15 protein-coding genes are annotated in these 18676 nt (G+C 40.7%); 12 read left to right on the top strand and 3 right to left on the bottom strand.

Annotated elements, in window-relative coordinates:
* Window positions 1-29: 29 nt before the first annotated feature.
* The 4 genes from PTT44_RS10375 (at window position 30) to PTT44_RS10360 (ending at window position 6115) form a co-directional block, all read left to right on the top strand.
* Window positions 30-1613, top strand: coding sequence for an urea amidolyase family protein (locus tag PTT44_RS10375; RefSeq protein ID WP_168159155.1), 1584 nt, complete (start codon window positions 30-32; stop codon window positions 1611-1613).
* A complete protein-coding gene (locus PTT44_RS10370) occupies window positions 1613-3334 on the top strand; it encodes an acetyl/propionyl/methylcrotonyl-CoA carboxylase subunit alpha (RefSeq protein ID WP_168159186.1) in 1722 nt (573 codons plus the stop codon). The genes PTT44_RS10375 and PTT44_RS10370 overlap by 1 nt, the downstream gene beginning before the upstream one ends.
* A gap of 940 nt (window positions 3335-4274) precedes the next feature.
* The gene (locus PTT44_RS10365; protein WP_168159154.1) at window positions 4275-4736 is read left to right on the top strand and encodes a DUF2147 domain-containing protein; all 462 of its coding nucleotides are present in this window, start codon (window positions 4275-4277) and stop codon (window positions 4734-4736) included.
* A gap of 113 nt (window positions 4737-4849) precedes the next feature.
* On the top strand, window positions 4850-6115 hold the full coding sequence (locus tag PTT44_RS10360; RefSeq protein WP_168159153.1) for a DUF445 domain-containing protein: 1266 nt from the start codon (window positions 4850-4852) through the stop codon (window positions 6113-6115).
* 345 nt (window positions 6116-6460) lie between these two features.
* On the opposite strand, the gene PTT44_RS10355 is transcribed toward PTT44_RS10360, so the two are convergent.
* The 3 genes from PTT44_RS10355 to PTT44_RS10345 form a co-directional block, all read right to left on the bottom strand.
* Entirely contained in the window at window positions 6461-7678 is a 1218-nt protein-coding gene (locus PTT44_RS10355) for an OmpP1/FadL family transporter (protein WP_168159152.1), read from the bottom strand.
* Between the two features lie 134 nt (window positions 7679-7812).
* A complete protein-coding gene (locus PTT44_RS10350) occupies window positions 7813-8880 on the bottom strand; it encodes an amidohydrolase family protein (protein ID WP_168159151.1) in 1068 nt (355 codons plus the stop codon).
* Window positions 8881-8892: 12 nt separating this feature from the next.
* Entirely contained in the window at window positions 8893-9852 is a 960-nt protein-coding gene (locus tag PTT44_RS10345; RefSeq protein ID WP_168159150.1) for a fumarylacetoacetate hydrolase family protein, read from the bottom strand.
* 155 nt (window positions 9853-10007) lie between these two features.
* On the opposite strand from PTT44_RS10345, the gene PTT44_RS10340 reads away from it, so the two are divergent.
* The 8 genes from PTT44_RS10340 (at window position 10008) to PTT44_RS10305 (ending at window position 18545) form a co-directional block, all read left to right on the top strand.
* Window positions 10008-10877 (top strand): alpha/beta fold hydrolase, encoded by an 870-nt coding sequence (locus PTT44_RS10340; protein WP_168159149.1) that lies wholly within the window; start codon window positions 10008-10010, stop codon window positions 10875-10877.
* An 11-nt stretch (window positions 10878-10888) separates the two neighbouring features.
* Entirely contained in the window at window positions 10889-11887 is a 999-nt protein-coding gene (locus PTT44_RS10335; protein WP_168159148.1) for a VOC family protein, read from the top strand.
* Window positions 11888-11986: 99 nt separating this feature from the next.
* Complete coding sequence (gene mhpA, locus PTT44_RS10330; RefSeq protein WP_168159147.1) at window positions 11987-13804, top strand: bifunctional 3-(3-hydroxy-phenyl)propionate/3-hydroxycinnamic acid hydroxylase MhpA; 1818 nt, start codon at window positions 11987-11989, stop codon at window positions 13802-13804.
* Window positions 13785-14576, top strand: coding sequence for a 2-keto-4-pentenoate hydratase (locus PTT44_RS10325; protein WP_168159146.1), 792 nt, complete (start codon window positions 13785-13787; stop codon window positions 14574-14576). The genes mhpA and PTT44_RS10325 overlap by 20 nt, the downstream gene beginning before the upstream one ends.
* A gap of 49 nt (window positions 14577-14625) precedes the next feature.
* Window positions 14626-15570, top strand: coding sequence for an acetaldehyde dehydrogenase (acetylating) (locus PTT44_RS10320; RefSeq protein WP_168159145.1), 945 nt, complete (start codon window positions 14626-14628; stop codon window positions 15568-15570).
* 2 nt (window positions 15571-15572) lie between these two features.
* The gene (dmpG, locus tag PTT44_RS10315; protein ID WP_252726137.1) at window positions 15573-16601 is read left to right on the top strand and encodes a 4-hydroxy-2-oxovalerate aldolase; all 1029 of its coding nucleotides are present in this window, start codon (window positions 15573-15575) and stop codon (window positions 16599-16601) included.
* Window positions 16602-16605: 4 nt separating this feature from the next.
* Entirely contained in the window at window positions 16606-17454 is an 849-nt protein-coding gene (locus PTT44_RS10310; protein ID WP_168159143.1) for an SDR family oxidoreductase, read from the top strand.
* Window positions 17455-17534: 80 nt separating this feature from the next.
* Window positions 17535-18545: an MBL fold metallo-hydrolase gene (locus PTT44_RS10305; RefSeq protein WP_168159142.1), complete on the top strand. Its 1011-nt coding sequence runs from the start codon at window positions 17535-17537 to the stop codon at window positions 18543-18545.
* Window positions 18546-18676: the final 131 nt, after the last annotated feature.

The following is an 18676-nucleotide window of genomic DNA, read 5'->3' as shown; positions in this document are numbered from 1 at the left end:
ACGAAAGAACAATTAAAAAGGATAGGCACATGCGTTTTTTATCGGTAAACGCGGATTGTTTTCTCATAGAGCTCGACAGCCTAGAGGAAACATTGGCGTTGTACAATAAATTGCACACGATGCAATTGAATGGAATTAAAGACTTAGTCCCTGCTGCAAAAACGATTTTGGTATTTTTTAATGAAATCGAGACCACCTTTAAAACACTGGTTGCTTCGATTCAGACTCTAAAAATCGGTTCAGGCGTTGAGCGCAATGTCCAAGAGCTGATTATTCCTATCTGCTATACGGGCGAAGATCTTGCTCAGGTTGCAGCGTTACAAGGGCTTTCCATTGCTGATGTGATTTTGAAGCATCGTCAAAGTGTTTGGAATGTGGCTTTTATTGGCTTTGCACCGGGCTTTGCTTATATGAGCAGTCCCGATCGACCTTTTACAGATATTCCGCGTTTAGCTGTGCCACGTAAAAAAATACCGTCGGGTTCTTTGGGACTGGCAGGACAATATTCAGGGATTTACCCGAAAGACAGTCCGGGGGGCTGGCAGTTGATCGGTACGACTGCTGAAAAAATGTGGGATCTAGAGCGTAAAAATCCAGCGCTATTGTTACCGGGGATGACGGTACATTTTGAAGATGTCACACATCAACCGACCACGGTTAGCGTAGCACAGCAAGTCACTCGTACAGTTGAGCCCAAACAATCCATGCCTTTGTTTACGGTAACTGCACCGAGCCTACAGATGCTGATTCAAGATGAAGGGCGTTTTAACCAGACCAAGATTGGGGTTGGTGTTGCAGGGGCGATGGATGTATCGGCGATGCACAGTGCAAATCGAATTGTCGGTAACCCAACTCCGACGCCTGTGATTGAAATTTTAAATGGTGGTTTGAAAGCCAAAATGCATCAGTCCGCAGTCATTGCGGTTACGGGAGCAATTTCAAACATCCACGTGAAATTTAGTGATGGCCAAAAGGCTGACTTTGAGAGTTATCAAGCGATTGCCCTTGATGAAGGTGATGAATTTCAGATTCAAGCACCGACGGCAGGGCTAAGAAATTATCTGGCGATTCGTGGTGGTATCGACGTACAGCCTGTGCTGAATAGCGCCTCATTTGATAGTTTGGCTGTATTAGGACCAGAACCTCTAAAAATGGGGGATACGGTTAATCAAGGACAGGTTGAAGTTTCAAATATCAGTAATACCGAAATTGCGAAGTTACACTTGCCCAAAGTCGGCGATGTAGTAGAGCTCGACATTGTAATGGGACCGCGAACGGATTGGTTCGAAGTAGAGAGCATTGAGCGCTTATGTCAGCAAGCTTGGCTTGTGACCAATGAAAGTAATCGGGTTGGACTGAGGCTTTCAGGTGAGCAGCCGTTGCAGCGCAAAATTACCCATGAGTTGGAAAGTGAGGGAACTTGTATTGGTGCCTTACAGATTCCACCCAGTGGTCAACCTGTACTGTTTATGAATGACCATCCTTTAACTGGTGGCTACCCCGTCATTGCGGCTGTGGCAAAGCACCATTGGGATTTGGTGGCACAGATTCCAGCAGGGTGCCAAATCAAATTTAAAAAAATGACCGAATTTACAGATTTTGAGAATGAATGATGACTACTGAAAAATTATTAATTGCAAACCGTGGTGAAATTGCCGTTCGTATTATTCATGCTTGCCGTGATATGGGTATTTCATCGATTGCTTTATATGCTGATGACGATATGAACAGTATGCATGTCGAACTGGCGGATGAAGCATGGGGTTTGGCGGGTGCAACGGCACGTGAAACTTATTTAAATATTCCAGCCATTCTTGAGGTTGCTAAAAAATCCAAGGCGACCATGGTGCATCCAGGTTATGGTTTTTTATCTGAACGTGCTGAATTTGCACAGGCCGTAATTGATGCAGGCTTAAAGTGGGTCGGGCCGTCACCTAGCGCCATTGAAAAGTTGGGTGATAAAATTGAAGCACGTAAGATAGCCGCTTCAGTGGGCGCACCTTTAGTTCAAGGCACACAAGACCCTCTAAATAATGCTGATGAAGCACTCGAGTTTGCAAAGCAGTTTGGTTTACCTATTGCGATTAAAGCCGCATTTGGCGGTGGCGGTCGCGGTTTAAAAGTCGTTTGGAAACTAGAAGATGTAAAAGAGCTGTATGATTCGGCTGTACGTGAAGCACAAGCCGCTTTTGGCCGCGGTGAGTGTTTTGTTGAGCAATACTTAGATCAACCTCGCCATGTCGAAGCGCAAGTGATTGCCGATCAACATGGCAATGTAGTGGTTTTAGGTACACGTGATTGTTCACTACAGCGTCGTAATCAGAAGTTGGTTGAAGAAGCCCCAGCGCCTTTTATCAGCGATGCAATTTATGAAGAAATTTTAACTTCAGCCAAAAATATCTGTCAGGCAGCCAACTATGTCGGTGCGGGTACCGTTGAATATTTGCTAAGCCGTGATGGAAAGCTTTCATTTTTAGAAGTAAATACCCGCTTGCAGGTGGAACATCCTGTCACGGAAGAAACGGCCAAAGTCGATTTGGTGGTTGAGCAAATTCGCGTGGCTCAAGGCCATGAACTTTCAATCAAAGAAACCCCGAAAGCGCAGGGGCATGCCATTGAGTTTCGTATCAATGCTGAAGACCCTGCTCGTGGCTTTATTCCTGCATTTGGTGTATTGAGTTTATTTGAAGCACCATTTGGCCAGGGCGTACGCGTAGACACAGGTGTTCGTACTGGTTCTTTGGTGTCGAGTCATTTTGATTCGCTTATGGCAAAACTGATTATCACAGGCCCAACCCGTGAGGTTGCGATTGCCCGAGCTAAACGTGCGCTGAAGCAATTTAAAATTGAAGGGGTTGCGTCGGTTTTAGACTTTCACCGTGCAGTATTAAATGAAACTGATTTTACCGACACATTTAATGTCCATACTCGTTGGATTGAAAATGATTTTAAACAGGACTTAAAGCCAACGAAACGCAGTATTCCGAATCATCAACAGCCGATGTTACTCAGCTATATTGAAATTGATGGGAAATTACACCGTTTAGGCTTACCTGCAGGCATGTTTGCACAAAACCCTACAATGACGTCACAAGACCAACCAGCTACAGAAACAGCAGTGAGTACTGAACACTTACTTGCACCAATCAATGGCGTAATTAGCGCTTGGAAAGTAGAAAACGGGGAGCAGGTAGTAGAGGGGCAAGTGGTGGCGATTATGGAAGCCATGAAAATGGAAGTCCCTGTACTTGCACATGAAAGCGGGGTAATTCAGTTGATAGCTCAGCAGGGAGTGACCTGTCACGCAGAGCATATTATTGGATCGATTTGCTAAAAAATTAAATCATGTGAATGAACCTGATGCAGCATTCAGCTAAGTCAGGTTTTTCATTTGGAAACTCTTAAAAATTGAGGGCTGGTTAGCTTAGTTTTATGGACAAATGAAGTCGAAAGATGGTTCGATAAAGATTTAATAGTCCAATAAAAGCGTTATTTAAAGAGATATTCAATAATCATTTTGTTCTGTAGCTCGGAGACAAGATGAAAACGATAAACTTGAAAAATAAAAAATTAAAGAATATTAGCGATGTATGTAATTATTATTTTTAACTAAATAAAGTACTCCGAAGATGCCGCTGCATGTGTCGTTACCCTGAACCCGATGAGTTCTGAGGGAAATCTTGTTTTTGGCGAGATGAGACAATATTAAACAGTGTGTAAATGTATGGAAAAGTAAAATAAATATTTGTATTTAAACAATAAAATACTAAAGTCTATGAAACAATACCACATTGTTCAGAAGTATAAATAATTTGCCTACCATATGCCTACTTCTTCATTTTTGCCTACTTTTTAATGTTTTCAGCCTACCATTTGCCTACTAAATTTATTTGTAAAATTTACTAAAAAGGTGAATTAAACTGTTTTTTGAGAAGTAGAGTTTACTGGTTGCCGATTAATGTAGTTAATAATATCTGTTCTCTTATAAATTAGTGAAGCTTGGAAAAGTGAACCGAAAAAAATCGGAAATTTAATTTTTAATGATAAGAGGACAAGAGTCCTCTTTTTTGTTAGGTCAATGAACAGGCTTTCGTCTTTCCAGCACTGGACTTAAAAGTGAAATACACAGATTAATTTACAATTTAAATTGAAAATATTTGATCAACATTGAACAAATGTGTTTAAAATTGATGTGTTTTAGAAATACTTGGAAAAAATGGATTTTTTAGGTTGTCTTTTATATTGAAATAATGAATAAGGAGCTAATAAGCCAAATGTTTACAAATATTTATGTCGCTTTTTTGTTTTGTATTGTTCTAATTTCCAATGCATATGCAGAGGATGGGATTATTGGAAAATGGAATACTATTGATGATAAGAGCGGTGTTGCACGAGCAGTGGTGCGCATTTATAAAAATGCAGATCAAACATATGCAGGAAAGGTCGAAAAGATTTACCCCCAATTAAATCAATCAGAGCCATTTCATGAGACTTGCTTTAAGTGTAAGGGAAAATTAAAAGATGCTAAAGTTGTGGGGATGCAAATTCTTTCGGGTTTTGTCATAAACCCTCAAAAAGAAAATGAATATATTAATGGAAAAATTCTAGATCCCGTTTCAGGGGAAACTTATAAAAGCAAAATTAAACTATCGAAGAATAATAGACGTCTTAATCTAAGAGGGTATGTAGGAATTTCACAGCTAGGAAGAAGTCAGACATGGATACGTATCGAATAATTGTCTTTTTCGCCTAACTGAAATTTATGAAAGGGTGCTTAATGCACCCTTTTGTTTGTTCATGACTAGCCGGTTTTCATATCATAAATAAATATTGTTTTTAATGTGTAAAATTGAACAATATTGTTCAATTATGCGTGTCAAAAATGTTCACAAATATACTTCTAGATATACAAGAAAATTGGTTGTTATATTGCGCGATGCCACTTGTTGCAGCAGCAATTGGCTATATAACAAAGTTACTTGCCATCAAAATGATGTTTAGTCCCATAAAGTTTATCGGTATTAAGCCCTATTTGGGTTGGCAAGGCATTGTGCCAAGAAAAGCCGAATATATGGCCAACATTGCCTGTGAAACTTTAACTAAAAATTTAATTAAGCCACAAGAAATCTGGGAACGTCTAGATCATCGAGTGTTGTTAAGTGAGTTGGAAAAACCACTTTCAAAAGCAGTTGAAAATATGACAGAAGAGATTGTCTCGACCTATTATCCAAGTTTATGGCAAGTTCTGCCTAAAGCAGTCAAGACCAAATTGACACTGAGAGTTCAGCAGCAAGTTCCAACACTGAGTCATCGTATTGTCACTGAGCTTGGAGAAAACCTTGAAACGGTTTTTGACTTGAAGGATATGATTGTTAAAGCCTTAACGACAGACAAACGTGTCATTATTAAAATTTTTAAAGAAACGGGGCGAGAAGAGTTCGTTTTTATTCGTCGAACAGGTATTTATTTTGGATTTATAATTGGTGTTGTACAAGCAATCACATGGGCGCTGACTCATTCACCATGGGTTATGCCTCTATTTGGTGGTTTTGTTGGGTTCTTTTCTGATTGGCTGGCTTTAAAAATGGTTTTTAGACCATTAGAAGAAAAAAAGTTTTTTGGCGTATGGTCGTGGCAAGGTCTTTTTCTTAAACGCCGATTAGAAGTTTGTGAGATCCATGCGCAACTCATTGCGGAAGAGGTACTGACAGTACCTAATCTTGTTGATGCAATCATTTCGGGTCCAGCATCTGACCGATTATTTAATTTAGTGCATCGTTATATTGAAGAAATGATAGATGAACAAGCTGGCTATTTACGTCCTGTTTTGGTGTATAGCATGGGCAGTCAAAATTATATTGAAATGAAAAAACAGATTACACAAAAAATGATAGGACAGCTCCCAGAGATGACTCAGCATATTGAACCACTCTTAGCGAGCCAGCTTGATATAAAAAATGAGCTATCCAGCAAAATGAAGCTAATGACTTTAGAGCAATTCGAAGGTTTACTAAGACCTGTTTTTCAACAAGATGAAAAAATTCTGATTATCTTAGGCGGTATTTTAGGGTTCTTAGTGGGTGAACTACAGGTTTATATCATGCTACATCATTGATTTGAAATGTAACTCTTTAAGGCTTATTTATAGCAGGGAATCTTAGATAAATAAGCTTTTATTAAATAATAATGAAATGAATTGTATGAAGTCATTATTTAGGGTTGATACCTTTTCAAGTATTGGCTGAGCTAAATATCTAGCTGTCCGTATCGCATAAAATGGAAGAGCGGCGGACAGATGGTTTAAGAGTTGGTGCCTTGCGAAATACTTATAAATTGCTAAGGACATCTCATCTGATGAGTTAGAGAATAAAAATCCTGTTTTGCCGAAGCCAACAATGAGCGCTTTGGGCAAAACAGGATGTAGAATATTAAAATTAAGAGCGGTAAGTTCAATCAGATACTAAAATTTATATCCAATTTTCATCATATAACCGACAGCTGTATTATCTTTAAAGTCAGCGACTTTAGAGGCTTCTTCAAAACCTGGGATAGAATGCGTTGCAGAGTGTGCTGTTGCATCACCTAACCATACGTATTTAAAACCACCTGCAATAAAGTATTGAGGTGTCGGGTTGTATTGCAATCCTAAACCTGCCGCCCAATAACCTTCAACTGGACCTAAAGTTGAGGTGGGATTTCCAGCACCGCTATCCCATCCGCCGTAGACTACACCAGACCACTTATCCGTTAATTTGTGTCCCAAACCAACATTCGCTGAATATTGATCCTTGGAGTAATCAGTTAAGTTGACTCCGTCTGGATAGCCAAACATATTTGTGGTTACGAGTGATGTAATTTTACCAAACTGGTAAGGTCTGACATAAAAGTCACTCCAGTTCACCCAGCGCACATTTGCAAACAATAACGTTCTAGGACTAACACCTGTTTGAAAATCGAGATTTACTGATTCAGGTGTAGTTACAGATGATTCACCTTCACCAACTAAGGGTACTAGATTACTAAAAGGTAATGAAAACTCTTCATTTGCATGACCTTTGTGTGTGATTTCAGACCGATAAGTAACGGCCGCTTTTAAAGCTATTTCTGGAATTTGATAGGCAACACCAGCCATCCATCCTAAGGCATGATCTTCACTGATAGAAACTTTATATCCAGAAGCAATGCTAGAAGTACCTTGAATACTCACATCTCCTTCTAAAGTTTGATAAACAGGGCCTGCATACAAATTCCAATTTTTATTGGGTTGATAGCCTAATATTAACGATAAGTTTTGAGAATCAACCTCAGCTGCAGTATTTCCTTTTACAGAGCTGAAAGCGCCATTTTGCATGGTTGGATATTCTGCTGAAGCACTATAGGGCTGGTCATAAAGTAATCCAAATGAAAAATTTGGTGTCAGTTGTAATTTGAGTGCGGCACTATAAAACTGATCATCTTTGGCGATTTCTCCAGTAGAAAGATCGGTATTTGGAGGTGCTTTATGAGGTCGAACTTTGCCTGAAACATCTGGGTCAACCACATACATAGCTGCTTCAAAATAATTGCCATCCTGTAGAAATGGAGTAATGAGTTGACCTGATCGATCTAAACCAGCTGCATATGCAGTCGTGTTTAGCATACACATAGCGAGGGTCGACATTAAAAACTTGTGATTCATGATTATTCCTTGTCAGAGTATTCCTTACTCTGGATTTGTTTGAGTTTTTGATTTCCTATTCATCGAGTTACATCGATAATTTTTTTTGTTGATGCATTTTTCCTTTCGCGATATATCTCCATAAATTCTGGGTTTTAGCGTTTGCGCATTCTTTCAGCCATATAAAGTAAAGGTTTAGCCATACTGCGCTTAAATTGTGTCCCCATCGAAACGGTTGAATACTGTCGTAGTTCAGGGATGCTTTGATCTTCATCTATGCGTAAATGTGGAAAGAGTGCTAATGAGTTGGCGCGAAGCAGGTTTTGCCTTTCTTCATCTGTAAATACAGCGAGCTCATCAAGATTTTGCTTTTGCAAAATAGAGAGCTGTTTCGGCGCAAATGGAAAGTCGCTACCAAATAAAATATGAGATGGGTCGACGAGCTGTTTTAATGCAGCCATTGCATATGGGGAAGGTGAGAGTGCCGTATCGAAATAAAAGCGCTGAATATAATGTAAAAATCCTTGAGGGGTTTTTTCAGTCAGTTCAGGCATCAGATTGCACAAAGATACTCGCCATGCAACATAAGGTAAGAAACCTCCTGCATGTGCCAATATCCAGTTGATGTTTGGATATTTTTCAATGACACCTGTCGTAATCAAATTGACTGCTGCACGTGTGGTATCACATAAAAACTCAAGAATAAAACCGGGTGTGTTGAGCTGTAATTCTTCACTGGTTTGATGCATGTTCGGGTGAACGAAGACAGTAGCATGGCGTTGGTTTAACACTTGCATCAGTTCATCTAAGGAGTCATCGCCTAAGAAAATGCCTTGCGTGCTGCCTAATAGAACAATACCTTCAGCTTTCAAAATATCTAAAGCATATTCAGCTTCACGACATGATTCAGATGTAAAAGGCATCGGTAGAACAGCGAATGAACCGAAGCGTCCCATATACTTTTGCTTAATTTCAGCAGAAAACTCATTACATGCACGCGCTAAATCACAGGCTTCTTGTAAATCTCCAAAATAAACCCCTGGGGCAGATAGAGAGGTGATGGCAGTCTGGGTTCCAATTAAGTCCATGGCTTCTAAAGAACGTTCGGCATTCCATGGCGGTAAAGGGGCACCCGCAACTTCAGTGATGTTATATTTTTCCATCACCTTCAAAAAAGCGGGCGGAATGAGGTGATGATGTACATCAATATTAAAATTTTGCATAACTTACTCTTTCTATAAATCTTGGATGTGGTGGGATTGTTGACCAAGATGGACTTTTCCATCTGAGCTTTGAATCATGAGTTCAAGGGTGTCACCATGATTTAAGTAACGTCCATTGTTTTTTTGCTTTTGAATAAATAGCTGCCATTTTTTTTGCTCAGGTAGGAGCCCCGTTGCTTTAACGAGCCATGGTGCAGGTAAAGAAAGCGCACAGCCAGAAGGTGTGCCAGTCATAATCACATCGCCTGCTTCGAAATTAATAATTTCAGACATTTCTGTGAGCGTTTCGGTGGGTTTGAACACCATATTTGCTGTGGAATCTTGCTGTCGAACCTGCTGGTTTACTTTCAGTGTTAGTTTGAGATCGTCTAAATAATGCATTTCCTCTGCTTCAAGCAGACACAGCACAGGTCCTAAAGGACAGAAAGTCCGGTAACTTTTACCTTTAAAAAACTGTGTTTGTGGGATTTGAATATCACGGGCTGAAATATCGTTCCCCATACAGATTCCTGCAACATATTCATGCAAATTGTTTTGCGTAACGTTTACTGTTTCATGAATAGCTTTTTTTAAGATCAAACACAGTTCAATTTCATAATCCAATAGTTGTACATGCTTTGGCTTTTGAATGACGCCAGTTGGGCTATGAATTGAAGCACTAGATTTGGTAAAGAACATGTTGAATTTTTTATCGTCAGGGTTCATGCCTGAATCGATCATATGCTGGCGATAATTTGCGCCTTGGCAAATAATTTTGGCATCAGAAGTGATTGGACTGAGCACTTCCACTTCATCTATTGAGAACTGGGCTGTTTCACTTTTTGCTTTCAATAATTCTTGAATACCAAGTGAAACTAGCGCTTGGGTAGTTGTGTATTCTGATGTAAGCGATAAAGGGTAAACTTTATTTTTCTCTATAACTCCCCAAAAAATCTGATCATTTCTGGTGAAGCGAAGGATGTGGATTGCCATGTCGCATCTTCAACTTTCAATATATTGAACACTACTGTACAAAAACATGCAAAATAGTTCAATTAAAAAACATAAGAAATATTAAAAATAATTATTGCAAAATTGAACACTATTGTTCAATATGGTTTTAAGTTGTACATATAATAGAGCTAGAAATGGGTCAGAAAATTGAGATTAAAGGCTTAAAAAGTACCTTTGTTGAATTTGATAATCGCAAGATTTTCTTAAGTGAAATAGGTGAAGGCTTTCCTGTATTGCTATTACATGGTGGTGGTGCTGGTGCAACTGGGCTTTCAAACTATTCTAGAAATATAGAAGCATTAGCAAAACACTTCCGTGTATTGGTTCCAGACATGCAAGGTTATGGGCAATCCAGCAAAGGTGTGAAGCGCAGTGATCCTTTTGGTGATCTTGCCGATGTGATGTTAGGTCTACTCGACAAATTAGAGATACCTAAAGTACATGTGGTGGGTAATTCATATGGTGGGGCCTGTGGTTTGCGTATGGCGCTAGACCGTCCTGAGCGTGTTCAGAGTTTAGTCCTTATGGGACCGGGCGGAGTAAATACAACACGCGGGTTACCTACAAAAGGGATTAACCAGCTTTTAAGTTATTACGCCGATGGTGGGCCTACACGTGAAAAGTTACGTACTTTTATTCGTGAATACTTGGTTTATGACGGCAGCCAGGTTTCTGAAGAACTCATAGAGTTACGTTATCAAGCCAGCATTGATCCAGAAGTCATCGCATCACCACCATTACAACGTCCGAACAGTCTAAAAGCTGCGATTCGTATGGATTTTAGCCGAGATCCACGTTTAAAACGCTGTAATACCCCAACCTTAGTCGTTTGGGGAGCAGATGACAAAGTCAATCGTCCAAGTGGTGCTGAAACATTGCAAAAAACCATGAAAAATTGCGATGTGTATTTATTTGCACAAACAGGACATTGGGTGCAGTGGGAACGTGCTGAGCACTTTAATGCAATCACCACAAGCTTTATGCAACAGCATACGCCTGCATGATGAGGTGAAAAATGTCGACATTTAAATTTGAAAATATTTTTGGTCAGGTCAAACTGGGTTATGTCATTGCACAATCGCAGAAATTTGATGATTGGGTTTGTTTTATGCAGAAGTGCCTTGGTTTGCATTTGGCTGAACAGACTGAACAGCAACTGAGTTTCCGCATTGATGATTATCAAAGGCGTTTTATTGTACAACGTGGTGATGCTGAAGATGTCACACATATTGGTTTTCAAGTGGAAAATCAGCAGGTTTTAGATCAGATACTTTGGCGTTTTGATTTTCGAGGCATTCAATACACTCAAGGATCTGTTGAGGATGCTGGTAATAGAGGCGTGAAATCTTTTTGGGCTTTAAAAGGACCCAAAGGAATTCAAGTCGAACTTTTCATTGAAGAGGTTCGAGACGATCAACTACTCAATATGTTAGCAAGTGGTTTTTACACTGCTGATAGTGGCATGGGGCATGTCGCAATCACTTCTAGAAAACCTGAAAAGATGATCCGTTTTTGGCAAGAATTCTTTGATGCACGGCTGACGGATACCATTGAACAAAAGATTAATGGCGTGACCTTGGATGTTACTTTTTTAAGATTAAATGAACGTCATCATTCCATAGCAGTTGCTGAAACACGTGGTGTGCATCTCGATCCAATTCGCACGGCAATTCAACACATGAATCTACAAGTTTTAGACTTGGAAGATGTGACGATGGCGTATCAGCGCTGTAAAGATCATGGCTTTCCTGTGGCTTGGGAAGTCGGTCAGCATACCAATGATCGTGAAGTTTCTTTCTATGTTGCAAGCCCATCAGGATTTGAAATTGAACTGGGCTGGGCACCGATTAAAATTGATGAAGCCAGTTGGCAACCTGTCAAACATACATCCATTAGTGTCTGGGGACATCATCCTAAAGCACCGACAAAAGCGCATAAATTAATGCATGATTTGGATCAATTAACTAGAGGTCTGTCCTCACTTCGGCAAGACGAATACTCACCCATAGACTAGTTGGATTTATATCCCTTAGTAATTAGCCAGTCAAAGATAAAAATGGTAATCGAAAGATGGCCTTAGGGTTTTTGCACCCTGAAAATAGGATAAGCGAAGATGAAAATGTCTAAACAATTGAACTCGGAACATGTAGATGTTGTTATAGCAGGACTAGGTCCTACTGGTTTAGTTTTGGCACATGTATTAGGTAAGCGTGGGCATCGAGTTGTGGTACTTGAACGTGAGCCAGTGTTCTATGGAAATGCGCGTGCTGTTTATACCGATGATGAATGTATGCGAATTTTCCAATCCATCGATATGGCAGAAGAACTACAAAAAGATATGTTGCTGGAAACCCCAGTACAGCTGACTCGTCCTGATGGTACTGTTATCGCGCTATATAAGCCGCTGAAGCGCCCATTTGGTTGGCCAGTTGTTAATTTCTTTTACCAGCCCTATCTGGAAACATCACTCACTAATGGTTTAACCAAATACCCTAATGTCAAAATTATTCGTGGTCGAGAATTGATTAATTTTGAACAAGATCAAGACGGGGTGTCAGTCATTCACCAAGCAACGCAAGTGTATCGTTTTAGTGATGAATCCGATGCTAAAGCTTCGGCTCAGGGTGATGTGGATATTCAAACTATTCAAGCACGTTATCTTGTCGGAGCAGATGGTGGGCGCAGTACGGTACGTGCAAAACTCGGTATTGAAATGACGGGTAAAAATTTCCCAGAGCCATGGCTTGTGGTTGATCTGAAGCAAAAAGATTTGAATAAAGGCTTGCGTCATCTCCCTTATTTTAACTTTGTGGTTGATCCTGAGCTTCCTGTTGTCAGTTGCGTGCAGCCTGATGGTTTCCATCGCTTTGAGTTTATGCTGAAAAAAGGGCAGACCAAGGAATATATGGAGCAGGATGACACTGTTCGTATGTTGCTTGCTAAATATGTAGACCCTGACCAATTCGAAGTGAAAAGGAAACTGGTTTATACATTCAATGCTTTAGTCGCGAATCAATGGCGTGATCGCCGTGTGCTATTGGCAGGTGATGCAGCGCATATGACACCTCAATTTATGGGGCAAGGGGCAAGTTCAGGTGTACGAGATGCTGCTAATTTAGGTTGGAAACTGAGTGCAGTACTTGAAGGTAAAGCCGGGGTAAAGGTTTTAGATAGTTATGAATCTGAACGCCGTGATCACGCAAAATCAATGATTAAGGGTTCGGTGCTATTAAAAGATTTGGTATCTATGACCAGTCCTGTCGGAAGTGCGATTCGTGATATTACGATAAAAAGTATTCTATCTACACCGAAATTAAAAGACTGGGCACAAGAAGGTGGTTTTAAACCCAAACCTGTTTATACCAAAGGGCATTATTTGGGCATGGAGCGTAAACATCGCTTAAGTCCTGAAGGGTGTTTATCTCCACAACCCGTGGTACGAACTATAGCGGGCAAAAGAATCTTGCTTGATCAGCTTACAGGTGAAGATTATGCGTTAATCGGTCTAGCATGCGATCCAACTGTTTATTTATCAGCAAGTAGCAAACAGATCCTTAAAAAATTGGGGTGTAAATTTATTACGCTTTACCCATTTGCTGGCCGTCCGCAAGGTGATGTCATACGTGACTTTAATTCAGACTTGGTCGAAGTTGAAGATATTGATGGGCACATGGTGGATTGGTTTAAGAAAGCGTGTCACTTAGATCAGCCCGTTGCATTATTGAGACCAGATAAATTTAGCTTTGCTGTGACTGCAAATACTGAACTCGATCACGCCATTCAACAATTAAAATTGCAACTTGATCTCGTAAATGCAAAAGGGATCGTCCGTAGCCAACCGCGTGTTGTTCAAAATAATGAGGCGAATACACATATAACTTCTGCTAAGCAATCTAGCGAAGGAGCAGACTATGACACGACAACAAAATGATCGTTTTTTTGCTGCAGCGACAGCATTACGTGAAGCACGGCAACAGCGTAAGAGCATCGATAAGGTGTCTGTAACCCATGATATTCAAGGCCTAGATGAAGCTTATGCCGTTGCACAGATAAATACTGATTTTAAGCTGAATCAAGGTGCGCGAATCGTCGGGAAAAAAGTGGGTTTAACCTCTAAAGCTGTACAGCAACAACTCGGCGTAGATCAACCTGACTTTGGTATTTTGTTTGAAGACATGATGGTTTTGGAAGGGGAACCAGTCAAAGTAAGTCAATTAATTCAACCCAAAGCAGAGGCAGAAATTGCATTTGTACTTGCAGCAGATATTTCGGATAAAGTTCCTACATGGGGGGAATTCCTGATCAAAGTTGCCTATGCCTTACCAGCGTTAGAAATTGTTGATAGTGCAATTCATGATTGGAAAATAAGTTTAGAAGATACCGTTGCTGATAATGCTTCATGCGGATTATTTGTACTAGGTCAGCAACCGATTGCGATTGACAGATTTGACCTTTCTAAACTGGCGATGCGTATGGAGAAAAATGGTGAAGTCGTCTCCCTAGGTTCTGGTGCAGCATGTCTTGGACATCCACTCCGTGCGGCTTGGTGGCTTGCCAAAACGATGGTTGAACGTGGCATTTCTCTAAAAGCAGGTGAAATCATTCTATCTGGAGCCTTAGGACCAATGGTGAATGTGCAGGCTGGTGATGTCCTTCATGTTGATATTGGTGCATTGGGCTCATTCTCCTGTTCTATGGAATAGCTCATTTACCGAATTATAAGCATTTAACACATTTAAAAGAGAAATTGCCATGAATAAAATTAAGGCTGCCATTATAGGAAGTGGCAACATCGGCAGTGATTTGATGATCAAACTGTTGAAATATGGTCAATATATTGAAATTGCAGCAATGGTGGGTATCGACCTAGAGTCTGATGGTTTGGCTCGTGCAAAACGTATGGGTGTAGCAATTACAGCACAAGGCGTTCAGGGGCTTATTGAGCTTCCTGAATTTCAAGAGATCAATATCGTTTTTGATGCGACTTCGGCAGGTGCACATGTCAAAAATGAAGCTTTACTTCGTGCATATAAGCCAAATATTCGTTTAATTGATCTAACCCCAGCGGCAATTGGTCCTTATTGCGTACCTGTAGTGAATTTGGATAAAAATATTGCGGCACTCAATGTCAATATGGTGACCTGTGGTGGTCAGGCAACAATTCCCATTGTAGCCGCAGTTTCTCAAGTGACTCAGGTTCATTATGCAGAAATAATTGCTTCTATATCGAGTAAATCAGCTGGTCCGGGTACACGCGCAAATATTGATGAATTCACGGAAACCACATCAAAAGCACTAGAAACAGTCGGTGGTGCAGCAAAAGGCAAGGCAATTATTGTACTGAATCCAGCCGAACCACCTCTATTAATGCGCGATACGGTTTATGTGCTGTCTGAAGCTGTGGATCAAGCTATTGTTGAACAGTCGATTGAGCAGATGGTTGCCCAAGTCCAGCAATATGTTGCAGGTTATCGTTTAAAGCAAAAAGTTCAGTTCGAGCTTATTCCTGAATCTGCGCCATTAAATATTGCAGGATTAGGGAAATTTTCAGGCTTGAAAACCTCCGTATTTTTAGAAGTTGAAGGTGCGGCACATTATTTACCAGCTTATGCAGGCAATTTGGACATTATGACGTCGGCAGCATTGGCAACAGGCGAGAAAATTGCACAAGCGCTTCAACAGTCAACTGGAGTATGAGTATGAATGTTCAAGATAAAAAACTATATATTTCCGATGTGACTTTACGTGATGGGAGTCATGCTGTTCGCCATCAATATTCAATTCAAAATGTGCAAGAGATTGCTAAAGCTTTAGACAATGCAAAAGTAGACAGTATTGAAATTGCCCACGGTGATGGATTACAAGGCTCAAGTTTTAATTATGGTTTTGCTGCGCATACTGATTTGGAATGGATTGAGGCCGCTGCCGATGTATTGACTCATTCTCAAATTGCGACACTGATTTTACCGGGGATCGGCACGATTCACGATCTCAAAGATGCTTACAATGCAGGTGCTCGAGTTGTCCGTGTGGCAACACATTGTACCGAGGCTGATATTTCCAAACAGCACATTGAATATGCTCGTGAATTGGGTATGGATACGGTGGGTTTTTTGATGATGAGCCATCTGACCACACCGCAAGCTTTAGCGGAGCAAGGCAAACTAATGGAATCTTATGGTGCTGAATGTATCTATGTTGTCGATTCTGGTGGTGCGATGACCATGCAGGATATCCGTGATCGATTCCGTGCCATGAAAGCTGTATTAAAACCTGAAACGCAAACAGGTATTCATGCCCATCATAATTTAAGTCTTGGTGTTGCCAACTCAATTGCTGCTGTTGAAGAGGGGTGTGACCGTATTGATGCAAGTCTTGCAGGTATGGGCGCAGGCGCAGGCAATGCGCCATTAGAAGTGTTTATTGCTGCGGCGGAACGTTTGGGTTGGAATCATGGAACTGATCTTTTTACACTCATGAATGCTGCCGATGAATTGGTTCGTCCATTGCAAGATCGTCCTGTTCGTGTGGATCGTGAAACTTTGGCACTGGGCTATGCAGGCGTGTATTCGAGTTTCTTGAGACATGCAGAAATTGCCGCACAACGTTATGGGTTGAGTACCGTTGATATTCTAGTCGAATTGGGGCGTCGTCGTATGGTGGGTGGTCAAGAGGACATGATTGTTGATGTTGCTTTAGACCTATTAAAACAGCAACAGGCAGGATAACAGCATGACCCAAATTAAATTAAATGGCAAAGTGGCGCTGGTGACAGGTGCAAACTCAGGGATTGGAGCAGTCACAGTAAGGGAGCTGGCGTTACAAGGTTATCATGTGTTTTTAGCCTGTCGTGATGCAGACAAAGCACAACAAGTGATTAATGCAATTGATCAACAGAGTCGTGGACAAGCAAAAGCAGAGTTTATCGCTTTAGATTTAGCAAGTCTGGACTCTATTCGCGCTTGCGCTGCACAGTTTTTAGCAAAGAAGTTACCGCTGCATTTATTGATCTGCAATGCGGGGTTGGCTGGACACAAAGGCATGACGAAATCAGGGTTTGAACTGACTTTCGGGGTCTGTCATGTAGGCCACTTTCTACTGACACAGTTATTGACAGAAAAGTTAATCGAATCCAAGCCTGCACGTGTCGTGGTTGTATCAAGTAAAGCTCATCGTCATGCAAAAGGTATTGATTTTGATGCCGTCATTCGGCCAACAGAAAGTATGGGAGCACTTAAGGAATATGCTGTTGCCAAACTTGCGAACGTGCTTTTTGTGAAAGAGTTAGGACGCCGTTTATACGGTACAGGCGTGACTGCTTATGCTGTGCATCCTGGAGTGGTATCAACCAATGTTTGGCGAAGCCTTCCTAAACCTATGGTGAAAGTGCTTTCCCGCTGGATGATCAGCCCAGAAGAGGGTGCGCAAACCACATTATATTGTGCAACCCAACCTCAATTATCGGGTGAAACGGGCATGTATTATGACAATTGTAAAGTCACAGCATCATCCGGGACTGCTCAAGATATTCAGCTTGCACGCTTACTGTGGGAAAAAAGCTCAGAATGGGTGAAATATTAATGTGACTCGATAAGCATTTCAGTGGATGAATTCAGGCTTTAAGTCATTGATGACGATCAAAATAAAAGAAGAGTGCGTTTATGCGTAATTTTAAGATTTTAGCAGTTATAACATTGGCAACATTATTGAGTAGTTGCCAACAAGTGAAAGAACAATTTATTCGTAAAGAACTTGCGGATAAAACGGATTACACTTTATTGGATAAAAATAATGGTATTCGAGTCATTCTTTGTGGAACAGGTACACCTCAGAAATATGGAACACGAGGACAGGCATGTACACTGGTTTCGGCAGGTGGTCGATTATTTTTATTTGATGCAGGTGAAAATGCAATGCGAAATTTAGAGCATAGCTATGTTCCGTTATCTGCTATACAAGATATTTTTATTACGCATTGGCATTCTGACCACTTTAATGGTCTAGGTGCCTTGATTAATCATAGCTGGGTTTGGGGGCGTGATAAACCTGTACGTGTGCATGCACCAGGTAAAGTGGATCAAGTCATGCATGGATTTGCTCAAGTGTATGCACAGGATGCATATTATCGAAATACACATTTTGTGAGCTCTCCAGAAGTTGCATTTGGTGTCGCTCAGCCGTTTTCTATTCCAGCTTCCCAAGAAGCGATCCGTGTCTACGATGAGGGTGGAGTAACGATTGATGCTTATAAAGTTGCACATGAACCCGTAGAGCCTGCTGTCGGTTACTTGCTCAGTTATGCAGGGAAAAAAGTTTTTATCAGTGGTGATACTAAAATTAGCCCACGATACTTTAAAGCTTTGGAAAATGCAGATCTTGTTGTTCATGAAGCCATAAATAGCCATTTAATAGCAGATGCGGCAAAGGTTGCTAAAGAAATGGGGCGTGACAAGGACGCAAATTTAATGACACATGTGATTGAATATCATGCAGATACGATTGATTTAGCAAAAGTAGCACAAGAACATCATGTCAAACATTTGGTACTTACACACTTAACCCCCGATCCTAAAAACTTCATTAGCCGTATTTTATTTAAGCATGGGATGAGTGACTATTATGATGGTGAAATTACGCTCGCAAACGATGGTACAGAAATCACCTTACCCTAATAAATAGAAAAGACGGATAGTTTATATTGATCAGGATCGGTTGAACTGATTCTGATCTGAGAAAATAATTCAATATGGTGAGATAACTTGATTCTGTTTGACATTATTGCAATAGATGAAAACGTGACAAC

It is taken from the genome of Acinetobacter sp. Gutcm_16 (assembly GCF_028649355.1).
GTDB classification, from domain to species: Bacteria; Pseudomonadota; Gammaproteobacteria; order Pseudomonadales; family Moraxellaceae; genus Acinetobacter; species Acinetobacter johnsonii.
The sequence above is the reverse complement of the archived record's forward strand: the minus strand, read 5'-3'. Positions and strand labels throughout refer to the sequence as shown.

What these genes read in the sequence shown, in the direction of transcription:
- PTT44_RS10320 (WP_168159145.1), top strand. Translation starts at nt 14,626, where the DNA reads ATGAATAAAATTAAGGCTGCCATTATAGGAAGTGGCAACATCGGCAGT.
- PTT44_RS10340 (WP_168159149.1), top strand. Translation starts at nt 10,008, where the DNA reads ATGGGTCAGAAAATTGAGATTAAAGGCTTAAAAAGTACCTTTGTTGAA.
- PTT44_RS10375 (WP_168159155.1), top strand. Translation starts at nt 30, where the DNA reads ATGCGTTTTTTATCGGTAAACGCGGATTGTTTTCTCATAGAGCTCGAC.
- PTT44_RS10355 (WP_168159152.1), bottom strand. Translation starts at nt 7,678, where the DNA reads ATGAATCACAAGTTTTTAATGTCGACCCTCGCTATGTGTATGCTAAAC.
- PTT44_RS10335 (WP_168159148.1), top strand. Translation starts at nt 10,889, where the DNA reads ATGTCGACATTTAAATTTGAAAATATTTTTGGTCAGGTCAAACTGGGT.
- PTT44_RS10345 (WP_168159150.1), bottom strand. Translation starts at nt 9,852, where the DNA reads ATGGCAATCCACATCCTTCGCTTCACCAGAAATGATCAGATTTTTTGG.
- PTT44_RS10370 (WP_168159186.1), top strand. Translation starts at nt 1,613, where the DNA reads ATGACTACTGAAAAATTATTAATTGCAAACCGTGGTGAAATTGCCGTT.
- dmpG (WP_252726137.1), top strand. Translation starts at nt 15,573, where the DNA reads ATGAATGTTCAAGATAAAAAACTATATATTTCCGATGTGACTTTACGT.
- PTT44_RS10305 (WP_168159142.1), top strand. Translation starts at nt 17,535, where the DNA reads ATGCGTAATTTTAAGATTTTAGCAGTTATAACATTGGCAACATTATTG.
- PTT44_RS10350 (WP_168159151.1), bottom strand. Translation starts at nt 8,880, where the DNA reads ATGCAAAATTTTAATATTGATGTACATCATCACCTCATTCCGCCCGCT.
- PTT44_RS10310 (WP_168159143.1), top strand. Translation starts at nt 16,606, where the DNA reads ATGACCCAAATTAAATTAAATGGCAAAGTGGCGCTGGTGACAGGTGCA.
- PTT44_RS10365 (WP_168159154.1), top strand. Translation starts at nt 4,275, where the DNA reads ATGTTTACAAATATTTATGTCGCTTTTTTGTTTTGTATTGTTCTAATT.
- PTT44_RS10325 (WP_168159146.1), top strand. Translation starts at nt 13,785, where the DNA reads ATGACACGACAACAAAATGATCGTTTTTTTGCTGCAGCGACAGCATTA.
- mhpA (WP_168159147.1), top strand. Translation starts at nt 11,987, where the DNA reads ATGAAAATGTCTAAACAATTGAACTCGGAACATGTAGATGTTGTTATA.